Origin of the sequence: Lysobacter antibioticus (assembly GCF_000731095.1) — a bacterium.
In the GTDB taxonomy this organism is placed as follows: domain Bacteria; phylum Pseudomonadota; class Gammaproteobacteria; order Xanthomonadales; family Xanthomonadaceae; genus Lysobacter; species Lysobacter antibioticus_B.
Map to the genome: position 1 here is coordinate 118136 of NZ_JMTZ01000011.1, position 17022 is coordinate 135157.

The 17022-nt window shown below is 66.0% G+C and carries 8 protein-coding genes and 3 pseudogenes; 9 read left to right on the plus strand and 2 right to left on the minus strand.

What is annotated here, in order from left to right; translation table 11 throughout:
• Positions 1 to 740: 740 nt before the first annotated feature.
• From ligA to EX88_RS0104475, 9 genes and pseudogenes are all read left to right on the plus strand, one after another.
• Positions 741 to 2688: pseudogene (gene ligA, locus EX88_RS0104440) on the plus strand (NAD-dependent DNA ligase LigA); the annotation flags it as partial.
• Positions 2689 to 2768: 80 nt separating this feature from the next.
• Positions 2769 to 3119 (plus strand): annotated as a pseudogene (locus tag EX88_RS27455) (BRCT domain-containing protein); the annotation flags it as partial.
• A pseudogene (locus tag EX88_RS23490) lies at positions 3116 to 4160 on the plus strand (EF-P lysine aminoacylase GenX). The pseudogenes EX88_RS27455 and EX88_RS23490, both read left to right, overlap by 4 nt.
• 116 nt (positions 4161 to 4276) lie before the next feature.
• Positions 4277 to 4993, plus strand: coding sequence for a DUF3011 domain-containing protein (locus tag EX88_RS0104450; RefSeq protein ID WP_051884472.1), 717 nt, complete (start codon positions 4277 to 4279; stop codon positions 4991 to 4993).
• A 179-nt stretch (positions 4994 to 5172) separates the two neighbouring features.
• Positions 5173 to 5949: a DUF3011 domain-containing protein gene (locus EX88_RS0104455; RefSeq protein ID WP_235186192.1), complete on the plus strand. Its 777-nt coding sequence runs from the start codon at positions 5173 to 5175 to the stop codon at positions 5947 to 5949.
• 133 nt (positions 5950 to 6082) lie between these two features.
• Entirely contained in the window at positions 6083 to 7141 is a 1059-nt protein-coding gene (mtnA, locus tag EX88_RS0104460; protein ID WP_031370796.1) for an S-methyl-5-thioribose-1-phosphate isomerase, read from the plus strand.
• A gap of 506 nt (positions 7142 to 7647) precedes the next feature.
• Positions 7648 to 10302 carry a DNA gyrase subunit A gene (gene gyrA / locus EX88_RS0104465; protein WP_081930623.1) on the plus strand — a complete coding sequence of 885 codons (2655 nt, stop codon included), beginning with the start codon at positions 7648 to 7650 and terminating at the stop codon, positions 10300 to 10302.
• A 205-nt stretch (positions 10303 to 10507) separates the two neighbouring features.
• On the plus strand, positions 10508 to 11101 hold the full coding sequence (locus tag EX88_RS0104470; RefSeq protein ID WP_036148021.1) for a YceI family protein: 594 nt from the start codon (positions 10508 to 10510) through the stop codon (positions 11099 to 11101).
• A gap of 397 nt (positions 11102 to 11498) precedes the next feature.
• Positions 11499 to 11858, plus strand: a complete 360-nt coding sequence (locus EX88_RS0104475; protein ID WP_031370799.1) for a DUF1428 domain-containing protein — start codon at positions 11499 to 11501, stop codon at positions 11856 to 11858.
• Positions 11859 to 11972: 114 nt separating this feature from the next.
• Here the strand turns inward: EX88_RS0104475 and EX88_RS0104480 are convergent, their stop codons facing one another.
• Together EX88_RS0104480 and EX88_RS0104485 are read right to left on the minus strand one after the other, a co-directional pair.
• Complete coding sequence (locus EX88_RS0104480; protein ID WP_235186193.1) at positions 11973 to 13889, minus strand: M4 family metallopeptidase; 1917 nt, start codon at positions 13887 to 13889, stop codon at positions 11973 to 11975.
• A gap of 899 nt (positions 13890 to 14788) precedes the next feature.
• Positions 14789 to 16339, minus strand: a complete 1551-nt coding sequence (locus EX88_RS0104485) for a M4 family metallopeptidase (protein ID WP_031370801.1) — start codon at positions 16337 to 16339, stop codon at positions 14789 to 14791.
• Positions 16340 to 17022: the final 683 nt, after the last annotated feature.

Consider the following 17022-nt stretch of genomic DNA (forward strand, 5'->3'; position numbering starts at 1 on the left):
CGCGACCACGGGACGCGCAGAAATATCAACGCCGATGTTGTTCATCGAAAGCTGCGTGCAGTCGCAGGGTAGGAGCGGCGCGAGCCGCGATCGCGCTGCGACAGTCTTGCTGCGTATCTCTGAATCAAGATCAAGATCAAACGCCAAGAGCTTCCGCCACTAAAGTGGCGGGTTACTTTCTTTTGTCATAAGCAACAAAAGAAAGGTAACCAAAGAAAAATGCTTTTCTTTGAATCACAGGCCCGCACGAGCGTTGCCTCCGCGGGGATTTTTCATACGGGACATCCCTGTCCCGATGAAAAACGGCCCGCATCCATGCGGGCCGCCCTCCGGGTCTTCTAGGGCCTTCGCTAGTGCGAAGCCGCGCACAGCAACATCAGCCGCAACGGCAACGGCAACGGCAAAATCTTGCCCGCATCCGCACTTGCATCCGCACTGTTAGTTCGCGTGCCGAAGGCTGCTCCTGGATCGGCGCGGCGTCCTTGCCGTAATCGCTCGCAGTGCTCGGCGCTCAGTCCGGCGACAGCCGAAGATCGAATCCCCCAGCTCGCACCCAATCCACCGAAGAAGTCCCCCCTTTGAAAAGGGGGACTAGGGGGGATTTGCTTCTGCTCTCGGCATCAATCACCCCGATTCCGCCGGTCATCGCGCCCTGCGCGACGCCAACCGTCCACAATCGCGCGAATCCCGTTCAAAATGCCATCCGCCCCGCCGCATCGGCAGCGCCAGGACCCACGCCCGTGACGACCGAATCCAAGAAAGACGCCGCCCAGGCCGCGAAGCGCGCCAGCGAGCTGCGCCGCCAGCTCGAAGACGCCAACTATCGTTATTACGTGCTCGACGACCCGACCCTGGCCGACGCCGACTACGACCGTCTGCTGCGCGAGCTGGAAGCGCTCGAAGCCGCGCATCCGGACCTCGCCACGCCCGATTCGCCCACCCAGCGTGTCGGCACGGCGCCCTCGGGGGCCTTCGACGAGGTTCGTCACGCGGTGCCCATGCTCTCGCTGGGCAATGCCTTCGCCGACGAGGAAGTGGCCGATTTCGTCCGCCGCATCGAGGAGCGCCTGGACCGCAGCGCGCCGGCCTTCTCGGTGGAACCCAAGCTGGACGGCCTGGCGATCAGCCTGCGCTACGAGGGCGGCCGTTTCGTCCAGGGCGCGACCCGCGGCGACGGCGCCACCGGCGAGGACGTCACCCAGAACCTGCGCACGATCAACGCCATCCCGATGCGCCTGCGCGGCGAGCACTGGCCGCCGGTGCTGGAAGTCCGCGGCGAAATCTACATGCCCCTGGCCGCCTTCAAGGCCTATAACGAGAAGGCCCTCAGCGAAGGCGGCAAGGTCCTGGCCAATCCGCGCAACGGCGCCGCCGGTTCGCTGCGCCAGCTCGACCCGCGCATCACCAAGCAGCGGCCGCTGGCGTTCTATGCGTATGCGGTCGGTCTGGTCGAAGGCTACGAACTGCCGCCGACCCATTCGGCGACCTTGAAGCAATTGCGCGACTGGGGCTTCCCGGTCAGCACCGAGAGCGGCGTCGTCGCCGGCACCGACGGCCTGCTCGGTTATTACCGGCAGATGGGCGCCAAGCGCGACACGCTGCCGTTCGACATCGACGGCGTGGTCTACAAGCTCGACGACTACGCCGGCCAGCGCGAGATGGGCTTCGTCTCGCGCGCGCCGCGGTGGGCGATCGCGCACAAGTTCCCGGCGCAGGAACAATCGACGGTGCTCGAAGGCATCGACATCCAGATCGGCCGCACCGGCGCGGCGACGCCGGTCGCGCGCCTCAAGCCGGTGCAGGTCGCCGGTGTGGTCGTGACCAACGCGACCTTGCACAACGCCGACCAGATCGCGCGCCTCGACGTGCGCATAGGCGACACGGTGATCGTGCGCCGCGCCGGCGACGTGATCCCGGAAATCGTGCGGGTGGTGCCGGAATATCGCGACCCGAACGCGCCGCAATGGCAGATGCCGGGCGAATGCCCGGTGTGCGGTTCGGAGATCGTGCGCGAAGAGGACGGCGTGGTGTGGCGCTGCTCCGGCGAGCTGACCTGCGCCGCGCAGCGCAAGGAGGCGATCCGCCATTTCGCCTCGCGCCGGGCGATGGACATCGAAGGCCTCGGCGATCGCTACATCGAGGATCTGTCCGACCTGGGCTATCTGCAATCGGTCGCCGACCTCTACAAACTCGAACTCGACGATCTGCTGCAGATGAAGCGCCGCGCCGAGGAACGCGACGGCACCACGCCCGAGACCGTAAAGGCCGGCAAGGTCGCGACCAAGTGGGCCGACAACCTCATCGAAGCGATCGACCACAGCCGCAACACCACGCTCGAACGCTTTTTGTTCGCGCTCGGCATCCAGCACGTGGGCGAGAGCACGGCCAAGGCCTTGTCGGTGTGGTTCGGCGATCTGGCATTGATCCGGCATCTGCCGTGGCCGTTGTTCAAGCGCGTGCCCGACGTCGGCGGCGAAGTCGCGCGTTCGCTCGGCCATTTCTTCGATCAGCCCGGTAATCAGCAGGTCATCGATGCCCTGCTCGAACGCAAGGTCAAGATCGGCGACACCCACGCGCCGTCGCCGAAACTGCGCGAAAGCCTGAACCTGGCGACCTTGCTGGTCGACATGGAAATTCCCAAGGTCACGCGCATCCGCGCCGATCAGCTCGCGGCCGCGTTCGGCAGCGCCGAGAAGCTGCGCGGTGCGCCGGAGCACGCCTACATCACCGCCGGCTTGCCGGCCGACAGTGCGCAGGCGCTGACGACGTGGTTGAACGTGGACGAGAACGCGCGCTTGCTGACCCGCGTCGGCGAGGCGCTGGAGCGACTGGATGCGCTGACGCCGGCCGCCTCGGCCACCGCGAGCGGCCCGCTCGACGGCCAGACCGCAGTGTTGACCGGCAGCCTGACCGCGCTGACCCGCGACGAGGCCAAGCTGCGTCTGGAAGCCCTCGGCGCCAAAGTGGCCGGCAGCGTGTCGAAGAAGACCAACTTCGTCGTCGCTGGCGAAGCCGCCGGTTCCAAGCTCGACAAGGCGCAGGAACTCGGCGTCGAGATCTGGGACGAAGCCAAGTTGCTGGCATTCCTGGCCGAGCACGAGCCGGCCGAGCACGAATGAGCCCGGATCAAGACTGGCAACCGTCGGCCTCGTTCGAGTCGCTGCGCCTGCGCGCGCGGCTCAATGCGACGATCCGCGCCTTCTTCGCCGACCGCGAGGTCGTCGAGGTCGAAACCCCGGTGTTGTCGGTCGCCGGCAACACCGATCCGAACATCGCCTCGTTCTCGTTGCAGTTCAGCGGCCGCACCGACGGTGCGCCGCGCACGCGCTGGCTGCGCACTTCGCCGGAGTTTCCGCTCAAGCGTCTGCTCGCGGCCGGCTTCGGCGATTGCTACGAACTCGGCCGGGTGTTCCGCGACGGCGAGGCCGGCGGCCGCCACAACCCCGAGTTCAGCATGCTCGAGTGGTATCGGCTCCGCTGGGATCGGCGGCCGCCACAACCCCGAGTTCAGCATGCTCGAGTGGTATCGGCTCGGCTGGGATCATCGCCGCCTGATCGACGAAACCGCAGCCCTGGTGCGCACGGCCCTGGGCCTGGTCGGGCGCGACGCCGGTCTGCGCTCGATCACCTATCGCGAGTTGTACCGCCAGCGCCTCGGCCTCGATCCTTTCACCGCCGGCGACGAGGTCCTGCGCGCAGCGCTCGGCGAGGTGGTCATCGATCCCGAGGGCTTGAACCGCGACGATTGGCTCGACCTGTTGATGACCCATCGCCTGCAGCCGACCTTCGCCGCCGACGGCCTGCTGGCCGTGCATGATTACCCGGCCTCGCAATGTGCCTTGGCGCGCTTGCGCGACGACGGCGACGGTTGGCCGGTGGCCGAACGCTTCGAGCTTTATCTCGGCCCCCTGGAACTGGCCAACGGCTACCACGAGCTTGCCGATTCGGCCGAACAGGGCGCTCGTTTCGATCGCGACCGCGCGCTGCGCGCCGCGCGCGGCGTGCCGGCGCCGCCGCGCGACGAGGCCTTGCTGGCCGCGCTCGGCAGCGGTTTCCCGGCCTGCGCCGGCGTCGCCCTCGGCGTCGACCGCCTGCTCATGGCGATGCTCGGCACGGGCCGCATCGCCGATGTGCTGAGCTTCGATTTCACGCGCGCGTGACCGCGATGAACCCCGCATGCGGCAGCGAACGGTAACTGCCGCGTTTTGATTGCAGTTTCATCGATCGCGGTTAGAGTGATCGGGTCGGGTGCGGGGGGACGTGCATGCGTGGTGTGATGATCGCGATCCAATGGCTGGCCTTCGCCGGTTTGGCGTGCACGCAGGCTCGCGCAGAGCCGGTGGGCGAGCGCCTGTACGGTGGGCGCCTGTTGCGCTGCGCTTCCAGCGGCGAGGAAGTCGTGCGCTGTCCGGCCGACACCCGCGAAGGCGTGCGCCTGGTCCATCGCACCTCCGGCAAGCCTTGCGTCGAGGGCACGAGCTGGGGCGCCGACCGCGGCGGTGTGTGGGTTTCGCAGGGCTGTGCCGCGGATTTCGTGCTCGGCAAGGGCGGCAGCGGCCGCGACAGCACCACCGGTGCGCGGGTGATCAAATGCGAGTCGCGCGGTGGCCGTTGGAACCATTGCCCGGCCAAGATCGGCGAGGGCGTGGTGCTGGCCCAGCAACTCTCCAAACAACCTTGCTTGCGCAACCAAAGCTGGGGCGCCGACAAGCAGGGCGTCTGGGTGTCGGGCGGTTGCCGCGCCGAATTCCGTCTGCTCGGTGTCGAGGAACCGGCCGCGCAGGCGCGCAAACCTTTGCTGCGTTGCGAATCGCAGGACCGGCGCGCCCGCCGTTGCGATGGCGAAACCGGCCTGGGCGTGCGCATGGTCAAGCAGTTGTCCAAGACCGAATGCATCGAAGGGCGCAGTTGGGGCTACGACGCGCACGGGGTCTGGGTCGAGGATGGCTGCCGTGCCGACTTCGAGCTCGACTATCGCCGCAACGGCGGATGATCCGCAGGCGTGCGACGGCCCGCAGTTTGCCGATCGAGGTGCGACGCTGCACTGCAACAACGGCGCAAACTAAGCGACTCATGAACGTTTTTGGCTCTCCGCCACGAAGGGCGAAAATCTTGAGCTGGCGTTAAGCGGGTTCAGATAGAGTCCTTGGCACATTGACAAGGAGCATGAACATGTCCGCACGCATTCTTTCCGGTTTGAGTTTGATGGTCGGCCTCGGCATGGCCGCCGGCGCCGCACAGGCCGTGCCGCAATACGACGATTACGGCTACAACAACGTGATCCGTTGCGAATCCAACGACAACCGCGAGCGTCGTTGCGACGCCGATACCCGAGGCGGCGTGCAGCTCAGCCGACAGTTGTCCAAGTCTTCGTGCAGCCAGGGACGCAGTTGGGGTTACGATCGCTCGGGCATCTGGGTCCGCGAAGGCTGCCGCGCCGAGTTCACCCTGGGCCGCGGCGGCGGTTGGAATGACGGCGGCGGCGGCTGGAACGGCGGTGGCGGCGGCAGCGGCGAAGTCGTGCGCTGCGATTCCAACGACAACCGCCCGCGCACCTGCCGCATCGACGGTAATCGCGCACGTCTGCAACGCCAGATTTCGAGCTCGCCGTGCATCGAGGGCCGCAGCTGGGGCTCGCGCCCCGGTGAGGTCTGGGTGAGCGATGGTTGCCGCGCCGAATTCGTCGCCTCGCGCGGCGGTGGCGGTGGCTGGAATGGCGGTGGCGGCGGCTGGAACGGCGGCGGTGGCGGTTGGGGCGGTGGCGGCCAGGAAGTCAGCTGCGAGTCGCGCAACAATCGCCAGAACCGCTGCAACATGTCGATTCGCCGCGACGCGCGCCTGATCAAGCAGAACTCCGGTTCGCCGTGCATCGAAGGCCAGACCTGGGGCTGGGACCGCAACGGCGTGTGGGTCGCCGGCGGCTGCCGCGGCGTGTTCCGGGTCAACTGATCGCGATACCTGCATCGTCCGCATGCAACGACGCCCCCGTCGCAAGACCGGGGGCGTCGTCGTTTCGGCGCCCGCGTCGGCGCCGTTTCGGGGCCGTTTCGGGGCCGACACGCGCATCCGTTAAACTGCGCGCATGAACGACGCCATCGATTTCGACCGCTACGACCGCATCCGCCCGATCCGTTGGACCGGAGACGCCCTCGAACTGCTCGACCAGCGCAAGCTGCCTTTCGCCGTGGAATACGTGCGCTGCGACGACAGCGACGCGGTCGCCGCGGCGATCCACGCCCTGACCGTGCGCGGCGCCCCGGCGATCGGCATCGCCGCGGCCTGGGGCGTGGTCCTGGCCGCGCGCAAGGTGCAGGCCGGCAGCGGGCTCGAAGCCTTGGCGGCGATCGAGCCGGCCTTGCAGCGCCTCAATGCGGCGCGCCCGACCGCGGTCAACCTGGCCTGGGCCCTGGCGCGGATGCGCCGGGTGTTGGCTGGCGCCGGCGGCGATTGGCGGGAGGTCCTTGCGCGCGAGGCACAGGCGATCGCCGATGAGGACCTGGCCGCGAACCGGCGCATGGGCGCGCTCGGCGCGGCCCTGATCGAGCCCGGCAGCGGTGTGCTGACCCATTGCAACACCGGCTCGCTCGCGACCGCCGGCTTCGGCACCGCGCTCGGCGTCATCCGCGCCGGCGTCGCCCAGGGCCGCATCGATGCGGTGTTCGCCGGCGAGACCCGGCCCTGGCTGCAGGGCGCGCGCCTGACGGTGTGGGAGCTCGAACAGGACGGCATCGCGCCGACCCTGATCGCCGATTCGGCGGCCTCGCACCTGATGAAGACCGGCAAGGTGCGCTGGGTCATCGTCGGCGCCGATCGCATCTGCGCCAACGGCGACACCGCCAACAAGATCGGCACCTACCAGCTGGCCATCGCCGCGCGCCATCACGGCGTGCGCTTCATGGTCGCCGCGCCGTCGTCGACGGTCGACATGGACACCTTGTCGGGCGATGCGATCGAAATCGAAGAACGCGACCCGGGCGAGCTGTTCGCGGTCGGCGGCACGCGCACCGCGGCCGAGCGGGTGGGCGCCTGGAACCCGGTGTTCGATGTGACCCCGCACGAGCTGATCGACGCCATCGTCACCGAGCGCGGCGTGATCGAACGCCCCGACGAGGCAGCGATGCGGGCGGCGTTCGGCGGCTGAGCCGTCGCTTCGGCGGCCGGCCCCGGCTTCTGCGGGCCGTCCGCGAGCCGGGCAGGGCCGCTGCGCGTGCACAGCGCTTGCTGGCGGCTGTCCAGGGCGCTGGCCTGACCTCGGCGCGAGCTGGGTCGACTCCCGCTGGCTTCGACCGCCGTGCCGGCCGTCTTTCCGAGCTGGCGCGGGCCGGGTTCGCCGGCTGCCTCGCAGACCCGTTTCGCGGCTTGCGCGCATGCCTTTGCGGCCGCCGGCAAACCGCCTTGGCCTAGCGTATAGCGAGAACCCCGCGACGGATGCTGCAGCGCAGCTGAAAATCACATCCAAGTGATTGTTTCTGCGTGGGAATCAGGCCCCTGTGAAACCGCGTTTCGTGGTATGATTTCGAGTCACTTTTACGCCGCCCCGAGCGAGCTGCAGGACAGGCCCGCTGGGACCCTGTTGGCGGCATTCCGACTGGAATGCCGGTGCCGTTCGTCCGGGGCGTCCGAATCACCGCACGCAACGGAACCCTGATGGCCGAACTCGCCAAGGAAATCATCCAGGTCAATCTCGAAGACGAGATGCGCCGCAGCTATCTCGATTACGCCATGAGCGTGATCGTCGGGCGCGCGCTTCCCGACGTTCGAGACGGCCTCAAGCCTGTGCACCGCCGCGTCCTCTACGCCATGAGCGAACTGGGCGCTCACAGCAACAAGCCGCATTTCAAGTCGGCGCGTATCGTCGGTGACGTGATCGGTAAGTACCACCCGCACGGCGATCAGTCGGTCTACGACACGCTGGTGCGCATGGCCCAGCCGTTCTCGCTGCGCTACATGCTGGTCGACGGCCAGGGCAACTTCGGTTCGGTCGACGGCGACTCCGCCGCGGCGATGCGTTACACCGAGTCGCGCATGGCCAAGCTCACCCACGAGCTGATGGCCGACATCGACAAGGAAACCGTCGATTTCCAGCCCAACTACGACGAGAAAGAGCTCGAACCCACGGTCATGCCGACCGGGGTGCCGAACCTGCTCATCAACGGCTCGGCCGGTATCGCCGTGGGCATGGCGACCAACATCCCGCCGCACAACCTGTCGGAAGTGATCGAGGCGACCATCGCCCTGATCAACGATCCGGAGCTGGACGTCGATGCGCTGATGGAATACATCCCGGGGCCGGATTTCCCGACCGCGGGCATCATCAACGGCACCGCCGGCATCATCAACGCCTACCGCACCGGTCGCGGCCGCGTGCGCATGCGCGCGCGCGCCGAGATCGAGGTCAACGAGAGCACCGGCCGCGAGGCGATCGCGGTCACCGAGATCCCGTATCAGGTCAACAAGGCCCGCCTGATCGAGAAGATCGCCGAGCTGGTCAAGGAAAAAAGGCTCGAAGGCATCAGCGAGCTGCGCGACGAGTCCGACAAGGACGGCATGCGCATCTTCATCGAGGTCAAGCGCGGCGAATCGGCCGAAGTGGTGCTCAACAACCTCTATCAGCAGACGCAGATGGAGTCGGTGTTCGGCATCAACATGGTGGCGCTGGTCGACGGCCGCCCGCAGTTGCTGAACCTCAAGCAGATCATCGAAGCCTTCATCCGTCATCGCCGCGAAGTGGTGACCCGCCGCACCATCTTCGAGCTGCGCAAGGCGCGCCAGCGCGCGCACATCCTCGAAGGCCTGACGGTCGCGCTCGCCAACATCGACGAGATGATCGAGCTGATCAAGACCTCGGCGAACCCGAACGAAGCGCGCGAGCGCATGCTCGAGAAGACCTGGGAGCCGGGCCTGGTCGGCGCGTTGCTCGGCGCCGCCGGCGCCGAAGACTCGCGTCCGGAAGACCTGGCGGCCAATGTCGGCCTGGTCGACGGCCGTTATCAGCTGACCGAAGTCCAGGCCACCCAGATCCTGGAAATGCGCCTGCACCGCCTGACCGGCCTGGAGCAGGAAAAGCTCACCGAGGAATACCGGCAGCTGCTGGAGGCCATCCGCGGCCTGATCGAGATCCTCGAGAATCCCGACGTGCTGCTGGAAGTCATCCGCACCGAACTGCGCAACCTGAAAGAAGAATTCGGCGACGCGCGCCGCAGCGAAATCCGCGCCAGCGAAGAGGATCTCGACATCCTCGACCTGATCGCGCCGGAAGACGTGGTCGTGACCCTGTCGCATTCGGGCTATGCGAAACGCCAGCCGGTCAGCGCCTATCGCGCGCAGAAGCGCGGCGGCAAGGGCCGCAACGCGGCCTCGACCAAGGACGAGGATTTCATCGACAAGCTGTGGTTGGTCAACACCCACGACACCTTGCTGACCTTCACCAGCGCCGGCCGGGTGTTCTGGCTGTCCGTGCACCAACTGCCGGATGCCGGCCCGAATGCGCGCGGCCGTCCGATCATCAACTGGTTGGCGCTGGAAGCAGGCGAGCAGGTGCAGGCGGTGCTGCCGGTGCGCGCCTACGACGACGATCACTTCGTGTTCTTCGCCACCCGTAACGGCACGGTCAAGAAGACCCCGCTGAGCGAGTTCGCCTTCCGCCTGGCGCGCGGCAAGATCGCGATCAACCTCGACGACGGCGACGCCCTGGTCGATGTGGCCCTGACCGACGGTCAGCGCGACGTGATGCTGTTCGCGAGCAACGGCAAGGCCGTGCGCTTCTCCGAGAGCTCGGTGCGCGCGATGGGCCGCACCGCGACCGGCGTGCGCGGCATTCGCCTGGCCGAGGGCGAAGAGGGCGAGGGCAACAATGCCTTCGTCGTCAGCATGGTGGTGATCGACGGCGACGGCGACATCCTGACCGCCAGCCAGCGCGGTTTCGGCAAGCGCACCGCGGTCGAGGAATATCCGTGCAAGGGGCGCGGCACCCAGGGCGTGATCGCGCTGAAGACCACCGACCGCAACGGCGCCCTGGTCGGTGCGATCCAGCTCAGCGACCACCACGAAGTGCTGATGATCTCCGACGGCGGCACCCTGGTGCGCACGCGCGCCGACGGCATTTCGCAGGTCGGCCGCAACACCCAGGGCGTGACCCTGATGCGTTTGGCAGAGAACGAAAACCTGCAGACCATCGAACGCCTCGACGCATCGCTGGACGATGCCGAAGAAGGCGGCGAGACCGACCTGCCGGCAGTGCCGGGCGGTGCGATCGAAGCCGCTGCGGCCGCGGATGCGCAGGAGCCTTCGCCGGAAGCGTGATGCCGGTGGTTTAGCCGTCCGGGAAAACGCCGCCTTCGGGCGGCGTTTTTTTTGCGCGTGCATCGGGATGAACAGGCGTCAGCTGACGCAGAGATGACGCCAGCATGACGGGTTTGAGCGCGAGCGCTCAGTTCGGGTGCTCGCGGTTGCGGCGTGCGAATCGGCGGTGCTAGTTTGCCGGCACCTTCCGCCTCGGATTTCCGCGATGAACACAGTCACCCGTTCGGCTCTGGCTACGTTGGCGCTGTTGGCCGGTTCGTCCCTCGCAGGCGGTGCCCAGGCGGCGCCGGTCGCCTACAAGATCGATCCCTCCCACACCTATCCGAGTTTCGAGGCCGATCACATGGGCGTGTCGGTGTGGCGCGGCAAGTTCAACAAGTCCGAAGGCACCGTCGTGCTCGACAAGAAGGCCGGCAGCGGTACGGTCGAGGTCGTCGTCGACACGAAGAGCATCGACTTCGGCCTGGATGCGATGAACGAACATGCCAACAAGTCGGAGCTGTTCGATACGGGGAAGTTTCCGACCGCGACCTACAAGGGCAAGTTCGTCGATTTCGTGGATGGCGCGCCGACCCGGGTCGACGGCGAGCTGACCCTGCACGGCGTGACCAAGCCGTTGAGCCTGAAGATCGCCAAGTTCAAGTGCATGCCGCATCCGATGCTCAAGCGCGAGCTGTGCGGCGCCGACGCCAGCGCGAGCTTCCAGCGCGACCAGTTCGGCATCTCTGCCGGCAAGGACTACGGTTTCAGCATGAACGTGGATCTGCGCATCCAGGTCGAGGCGATCGCCGCCGAATAAACAGCGAGCCGCCGGGCGAGCCTCGGCAGGCCTATGACGCAACGTGCCGCCTTCGAGGCGGCGCGTCTGTTTTCAGCCGTGTCCGCCCGACGATTGCCGCGCGGTCCCCGACAGGGGCCACGGCAAGCCGCAGCGGCATTGCCAAGCCGGTGCACTGGTCCAGCGCCCGGCTCCACGCAATGATCACGCTGCGTTTCCAGTGGCTGGGTTACTTCTGCGCGGGCCCGTCATTGCAGGCGCGGCTATCGTTGCATCCCGCGCAGCGTCGCCGTCGGTCCGCCATAGCCACGATCAGAGGGCTGGCGCGCGCGTCCGGATGCAGCTTCCGAGTGGAACCGGGTCGTAATCGGACTTGGTTCGCCGCTGAAACCGGGGACCGTCCCCGCTAGGAGGAGGTATGAGTTACGTCGATGGTTTCGTGTTGGCGGTACCTAAGAAGAACCTCGCCGCTTATCGCCGGCTCGCGAGCAAGGCCGGCAAGATCTGGATGGAATTCGGCGCCTTGCAGTACGTGGAATCGGTCGCCGACGACGTCAAGCCGGGCAAATCCACCTCGTTCCCGCAAGCGGTGAAACTCAAGCCGGACGAGGTCGTGGTGTTTTCCTGGATCGTGTACAAGTCGCGCGCGCAGCGCGACCGCATCAACAAGAAGGTCATGGCCGACCCGCGCCTGGCCGACATGATGGACCCGAAGGCCTTGCCTTTCGACGGCAAGCGGATGATCTTCGGCGGCTTCAAGTACTTGCTGTCCTACTGAACCCGCAAGCGTTCGCCGGCCATCCGCGGCAAGCGCGCAGAACAGAAAACCCCGGCCGAAACCGGGGTTTTCCTTGTCCTCAACCGGACGTGTTCGTTACCGGAGCGATCCGGATCAGAACGTGATGCTCCAGGTGTCGATACGGCCGACGTCCGCATTGGCGTTGTCGTTCACGCGCAGCTTCCAGGTACCGTTGAGCGGTTCGCTGGAGAGGTTGAAGGTGAAGGTGCCGCTGAGGTTGTCGGCGCTGCCGCCGGCGCGGTTGCTGATGTTGTACAGCGAGCCATCCGGAGCCACCAGGTCGACCTTCAGGTCGCCGCGGTAGGTGTGGATGATGTTGACCGACACCGAAGCGTTGGTCGGGGCATTGCCGGTACGGCCGGACACGGTGATCGGGCTGTCGACGGTGGAGTTGTCGTTGATCGTGTAGTCGGTGCCGTTGGTGTACGTCGTGCCCGGACCCGGGCCCGGGCCGCCGGGGCAGTCGACGCCGACGGTCAGGAACGCGGCCGAAACGTCGGCGACGGCATAGCCCAGATCCGTGGCGGCCTTCTCGACGCCGCAAGCGCCGTTGTTGAAGTCGGTGCTCGGGGTCCAGTAGTCCTTGTTCGCCTTGGCGAAGGCCTTGAACGCCTTCGGCGTATCCCAGCCGGCCTTGGTGGCGAGCAGGTAGAACGCCTTGTTGTACACGCCGGACGAGTAGTGCACATCCATGCCCGAGGTGTAGTTGCTGGCGTGACCGATCGAACGGCCGTCCTGCGGCGGGTTGGCCATGTAACGCAGCGCGCCGGTGCCCTTGAAGATCTGCGCACCGACCAGGAAGTCGTTGCTGCCGTTCATGAAGAACTCGGCGGCTTCGCCGGCGATGTCGGAATAGGCTTCGTTGATGCCGCCGGACTGACCCGAGTAGACCAGGCCCGACTGCTGTTCGGTGAAGCCGTGCGAGACTTCGTGCGCCGACACGTCCAGGCTCACCAGCGGATAGAACGTGGTGCGGCCGTCGCCGAAGGTCATGGCCGAGCCGTCCCAGAACGCGTTCTCGTAGCTGTTGCTGTAGTGCACGCGCATGCTCAGCTGGAACGTCAGCGGCGGGGTGCCGACGTAGCTGTTGTACATGTCGAACACCACCTTGCCGAAGTAGTGAGCGTCGTTCAGCGGCGAGAACGCGCCGTTGATCGCCTTCACCGTGTTGCGCGGGCAGGTGAACGAGTACGCCGTGCTGCCGCTGGTACCGTGATTGAGGTTCACGGTCTTCACGTTGGCGTTGTTCATCGTGCAGGTGCTGCCGCTCTGCGTGACGTCGTTGAAGCCGAAGTTGGTGCCGTATTCGTACTGGCCCGTCTTCTGGTTGCCGCCGGGGCCGGTGCCGACCAGGGCGTGGTTCAGGCCTTCCCACTGCTTCAGGACCTTGCCGCTGTTGGCGTCGACGATCACGAACGGACGCGTCGGCTCGCCGCCCTGGGCGGCATCGGCGAAGTAGTTGACGACATAGGCCATGTGGGCGCGGCCGTTGTCGTCGATGTAGATCATCTGACGGCTGCTTTCGTTGCGCGTCTGCAGTGCGCCGACGCGCTTGCCGAGGCCGGCGCTCTTGGCCACGCTCAGGGCCTGGGCCTGGCTCAGCTTGGGTGCGCTGGCCGGCAGTTCGGCGGCGAGGCCTTCGACCGAACGGCCGAACAGGCTACGCACGTTGCCGCTGGCGTCTTCGCTGACGACGACGTGTTCGCCGAAGATCGGCACGCCGCGGAAGCTCTGCTGGTAGCGATAGTTGCGGGTGCCGTTGTCGTCCTGGCTGCTCTTGAGCACGCTCAGACTGGAGTTGGAATCCAGCGCGATCAGCTCGGCATGGCGGACGTTGGCCTTGGCGGCGGCGCCGGACTTGGCGACGGCGGCCTGGTACTGCTTGTTGAGCTGAGCGACGTCCTTCTGGTGCAGGTCGACGCGCTGAGCGGCGCCTGCTGCCCCCGAGATGAGCGCGAACGACATGGCGATGGACAGGGCATGCAGGGTCGGTGATACGTTGCGATTCACTGGTATTACCCCCGAAACGAGTGTGGATGATGGCCGCGGGCGCGGCCGGCTCATTGCTCGTGCATCCGTTCCCCCGTAGCCCGACGCCCCAGCCACCGATGCGATGTGGTTTCGGCGAGTGGGTGGGCAAGCTCCGTGCGGATACCGCGCCGACGTGCGGCGCGGCGGTGGGACGCTATGGGCGGGTCAAAAATGACGTCAAACCGGGCTACGGAAGTCACACACCGAATGCGACCTGTGCATGGGCACCGGCAAAATGATTTCTTCTGAAAGTGTTCTGCCGCCTCACTTACGGCGATTCGCGCCGCGAACGGGCTCACGAAAACGTCCGTAATAATGTTTCACTTATGTTGCTGCAATGCAGCAGGGTATTGCGGACCGGGTAGGGCGGATGCGGCCTATTTGCGTTGGATTAATGTGACCGTGGTCGTCCGCGGGCGGGGAATCGTGGCGCAGTGCGCACCGCGATGAGTACCTGCGTAGGCGTCGAAATGCGCAGTTCGTTGCCGGATCGATTATGTCCATTACCCGCTGTGATCCTTGCACGCGTGGTTCTGCAAGCTCCATAGCAGTATTCGATCATTATGTTTGCTCATAAGGCGATGCGGTTTTCCGGAAACCGGAACGGTGCCGCAAATCGGCGCCGGCCTGCGGCCGCAGATCGAAGAGCGCAGGCGGGGTGCATGCCGCGATCCGGCCCGGGAACCTGCCCGGCACCGCGCCTCAAGACCGAACCGGCAAAGAAAACCCCGGCCATGGCCGGGGTTTTCGATGCTTCGTCTTGTTTCCGACGCGCCGGATGAGCGCTCGCCGCAGCAGGGCGCCGGGAAACCCGGTCTTGCGTTGCGGCGGTGCCGATCGTCCGGCCCGTGTCGCGACGTGGGGTCGGCGGCGACGATTTACTGCGCGGTCACGCCCACCTGGGCGAATGCGTCGACCACGTCGGCGGCGTTGAAGCCCAGGTCGGTCGCGGCCTGCCTGACTCCGACGCCGCCCTGGTTGAAGTTGGTGCTCGGCGTCCAGTAATCCTTATTGGCCTTGGCGAAGGCCTTGAACGCTTTGACCGTACCCCAGTTCGGCTTGTTGGCCAGCAGGTAGAAGGCCTTGTTGAACACGCCCGACGAGTAATGCACGTCCAGACCGCTGGTGTAATCGCGGGCATGGCCGATGGAGCGGCCGTCCTGCGGCGGATTGGCGAAATAGCGCAGCGCGCGGCCGCTGGCCTTGAAGATGTCGGCGCCGACCAGGAAGTCGTTGCGGCCGCGCAGATAGAACTCGGCCGCCTCACCGGCGATATCGGAGAAGGACTCGTTGATGCCGCCGGATTGGCCGGAGTAGATCAAGCCCGACTGCTGCTCGGTGAAGCCGTGCGAGGCTTCGTGCGCGACCACGTCGAGCGAGACCAGCGGATGGAAGGTGGTGCGGCCGTCGCCGAAGGTCAGCGTGCGGCCGTCCCAGAACGCGTTCTCGTAGTTGTTGCTGTAATGCACGCGCAGGCTCAGCTGGAAGGTCAGCGGCGACACGCCGACGTAGGCCTGGTAAGTGTCGAACACGACCTTGCCGAAGTAATGGGCGTCGTTGAGCGGCGAGTAGGCGCCGTTGATGGTCTTGACCGTGTTGCGCGGGCCGGTATACGAGTAAGCGGTGGAGCCGCTGGTGCCGTGGTTGAGGTTCACGGTCTTTACGTTCGGCGTGCTGAAGGTATAGCGGCTGCCGCTGCGGGTCACGTCGATGAAGCCGCGGCCGCTGCTGCCGTACTCGTACTGGCCGATCTTCTGGTTGCCGCCGGGGCCGGTGCCGATCTCCGCGTGGTTCAGGCCTTCCCACTGCTTGAGCACCTTGCCGCTGCGGGCGTCGATGATCGCGAACGGACGGCTAGGCTCGCCGCCGCTGGGGGCATCGGCGAAGTAATCGACTACGTAGGCCAGGTGAGCGCGGTCGGCGTCGTCGAGATAGATCACCTTGCGGCTGTTCTCGTTGCTGACGCGTTGGCTCGCCGCGCGCTTGCCGAGCGTGGCGCCCTTGGCCAGGCTGATGGCCTGGGCGGCACCGAGCTTGGCATCGAGGGCGGGCAGGTCGGCGGCCAGGCCGGCGACCGAGCGGCCGAACAGGGCCCGCACGTTGCCCTGGGCGTCTTCGCGCACCACCACGTGCTCGCCGAACACCGGAATGCCGCGGAAGTTCTGTTGGTAGCGGTGGTTGATCGAGCCGTCGGCATCCTGGCTGCTCTTGAGCGGGCTCAGGGTCGAGTCGGCGTCGAGCGCGATCACCTCGGCGTGGCGCACGTTGGCCTTGCCAGCGGCCCCGGACTTGGCGGTCGCGAGCCGGTATTGCTGATTGAGCTTGGCGACGTCCACGCTGTGCAGATCCACGCGTTGGGCGGCACCGGCGGCGCCGGTGGCGAGAACGAGCGAAACGGCGAAGGACAATACCGATACGTTACGGTTCATTGGATAACCCCCGAGATTGATTGATTAAGTGACGGCCGCGCCAGCGGCCGCTTGCAAGGTGTTCGCCTCCGCCTCCGATCGCCGTCGAATACCCCTTTGGAACGGGGTTTTTCTGTCGGCGATGGCGGCGGCTGCATTCGCCGCGCGCATCAGTCGTGCGGCGGAATCGACGCTAGGGAGGCATTGACGGCATCGTCAAATCGGAGCCTCGCGAACGCCGGACGCGACGCCATTCTATTTACCCGGCATGTCCGGGAATTAGGCTGAAAGCCTTGTCTGTAGAGGGTTTCGCTATTTTCCTGAAACGCTACCGAATATTATCTTGGTGATATTGATAGAGGATCCATGTTGCACTGCAGCATGAATTGTCGACGCAAATTATGTGATTTCGTTTTTATTATGTGATCGCGATTGGGTTATGCGAGGAATCCGCGCAGGGCGGCAGGTCTTCCCGACGACCATGGCCACTGCTAAATCGCGTTCGGTCCGCTCAGTCAATCCTGCAATGTGATAGTTGCAAGTTGGATTGTGTGATGTGTCCGAGGATATGGAGAGATAATCTCGGCCATAACCTTTCGTCATGGTCGGGGGTATATGGCGGAAACCGGAGCTTCGCCACAGATCGACGCGCGACTCGGGCGACGACCGCGACGTCCGCGACGTCCGCGACGTCCGCCGAACGC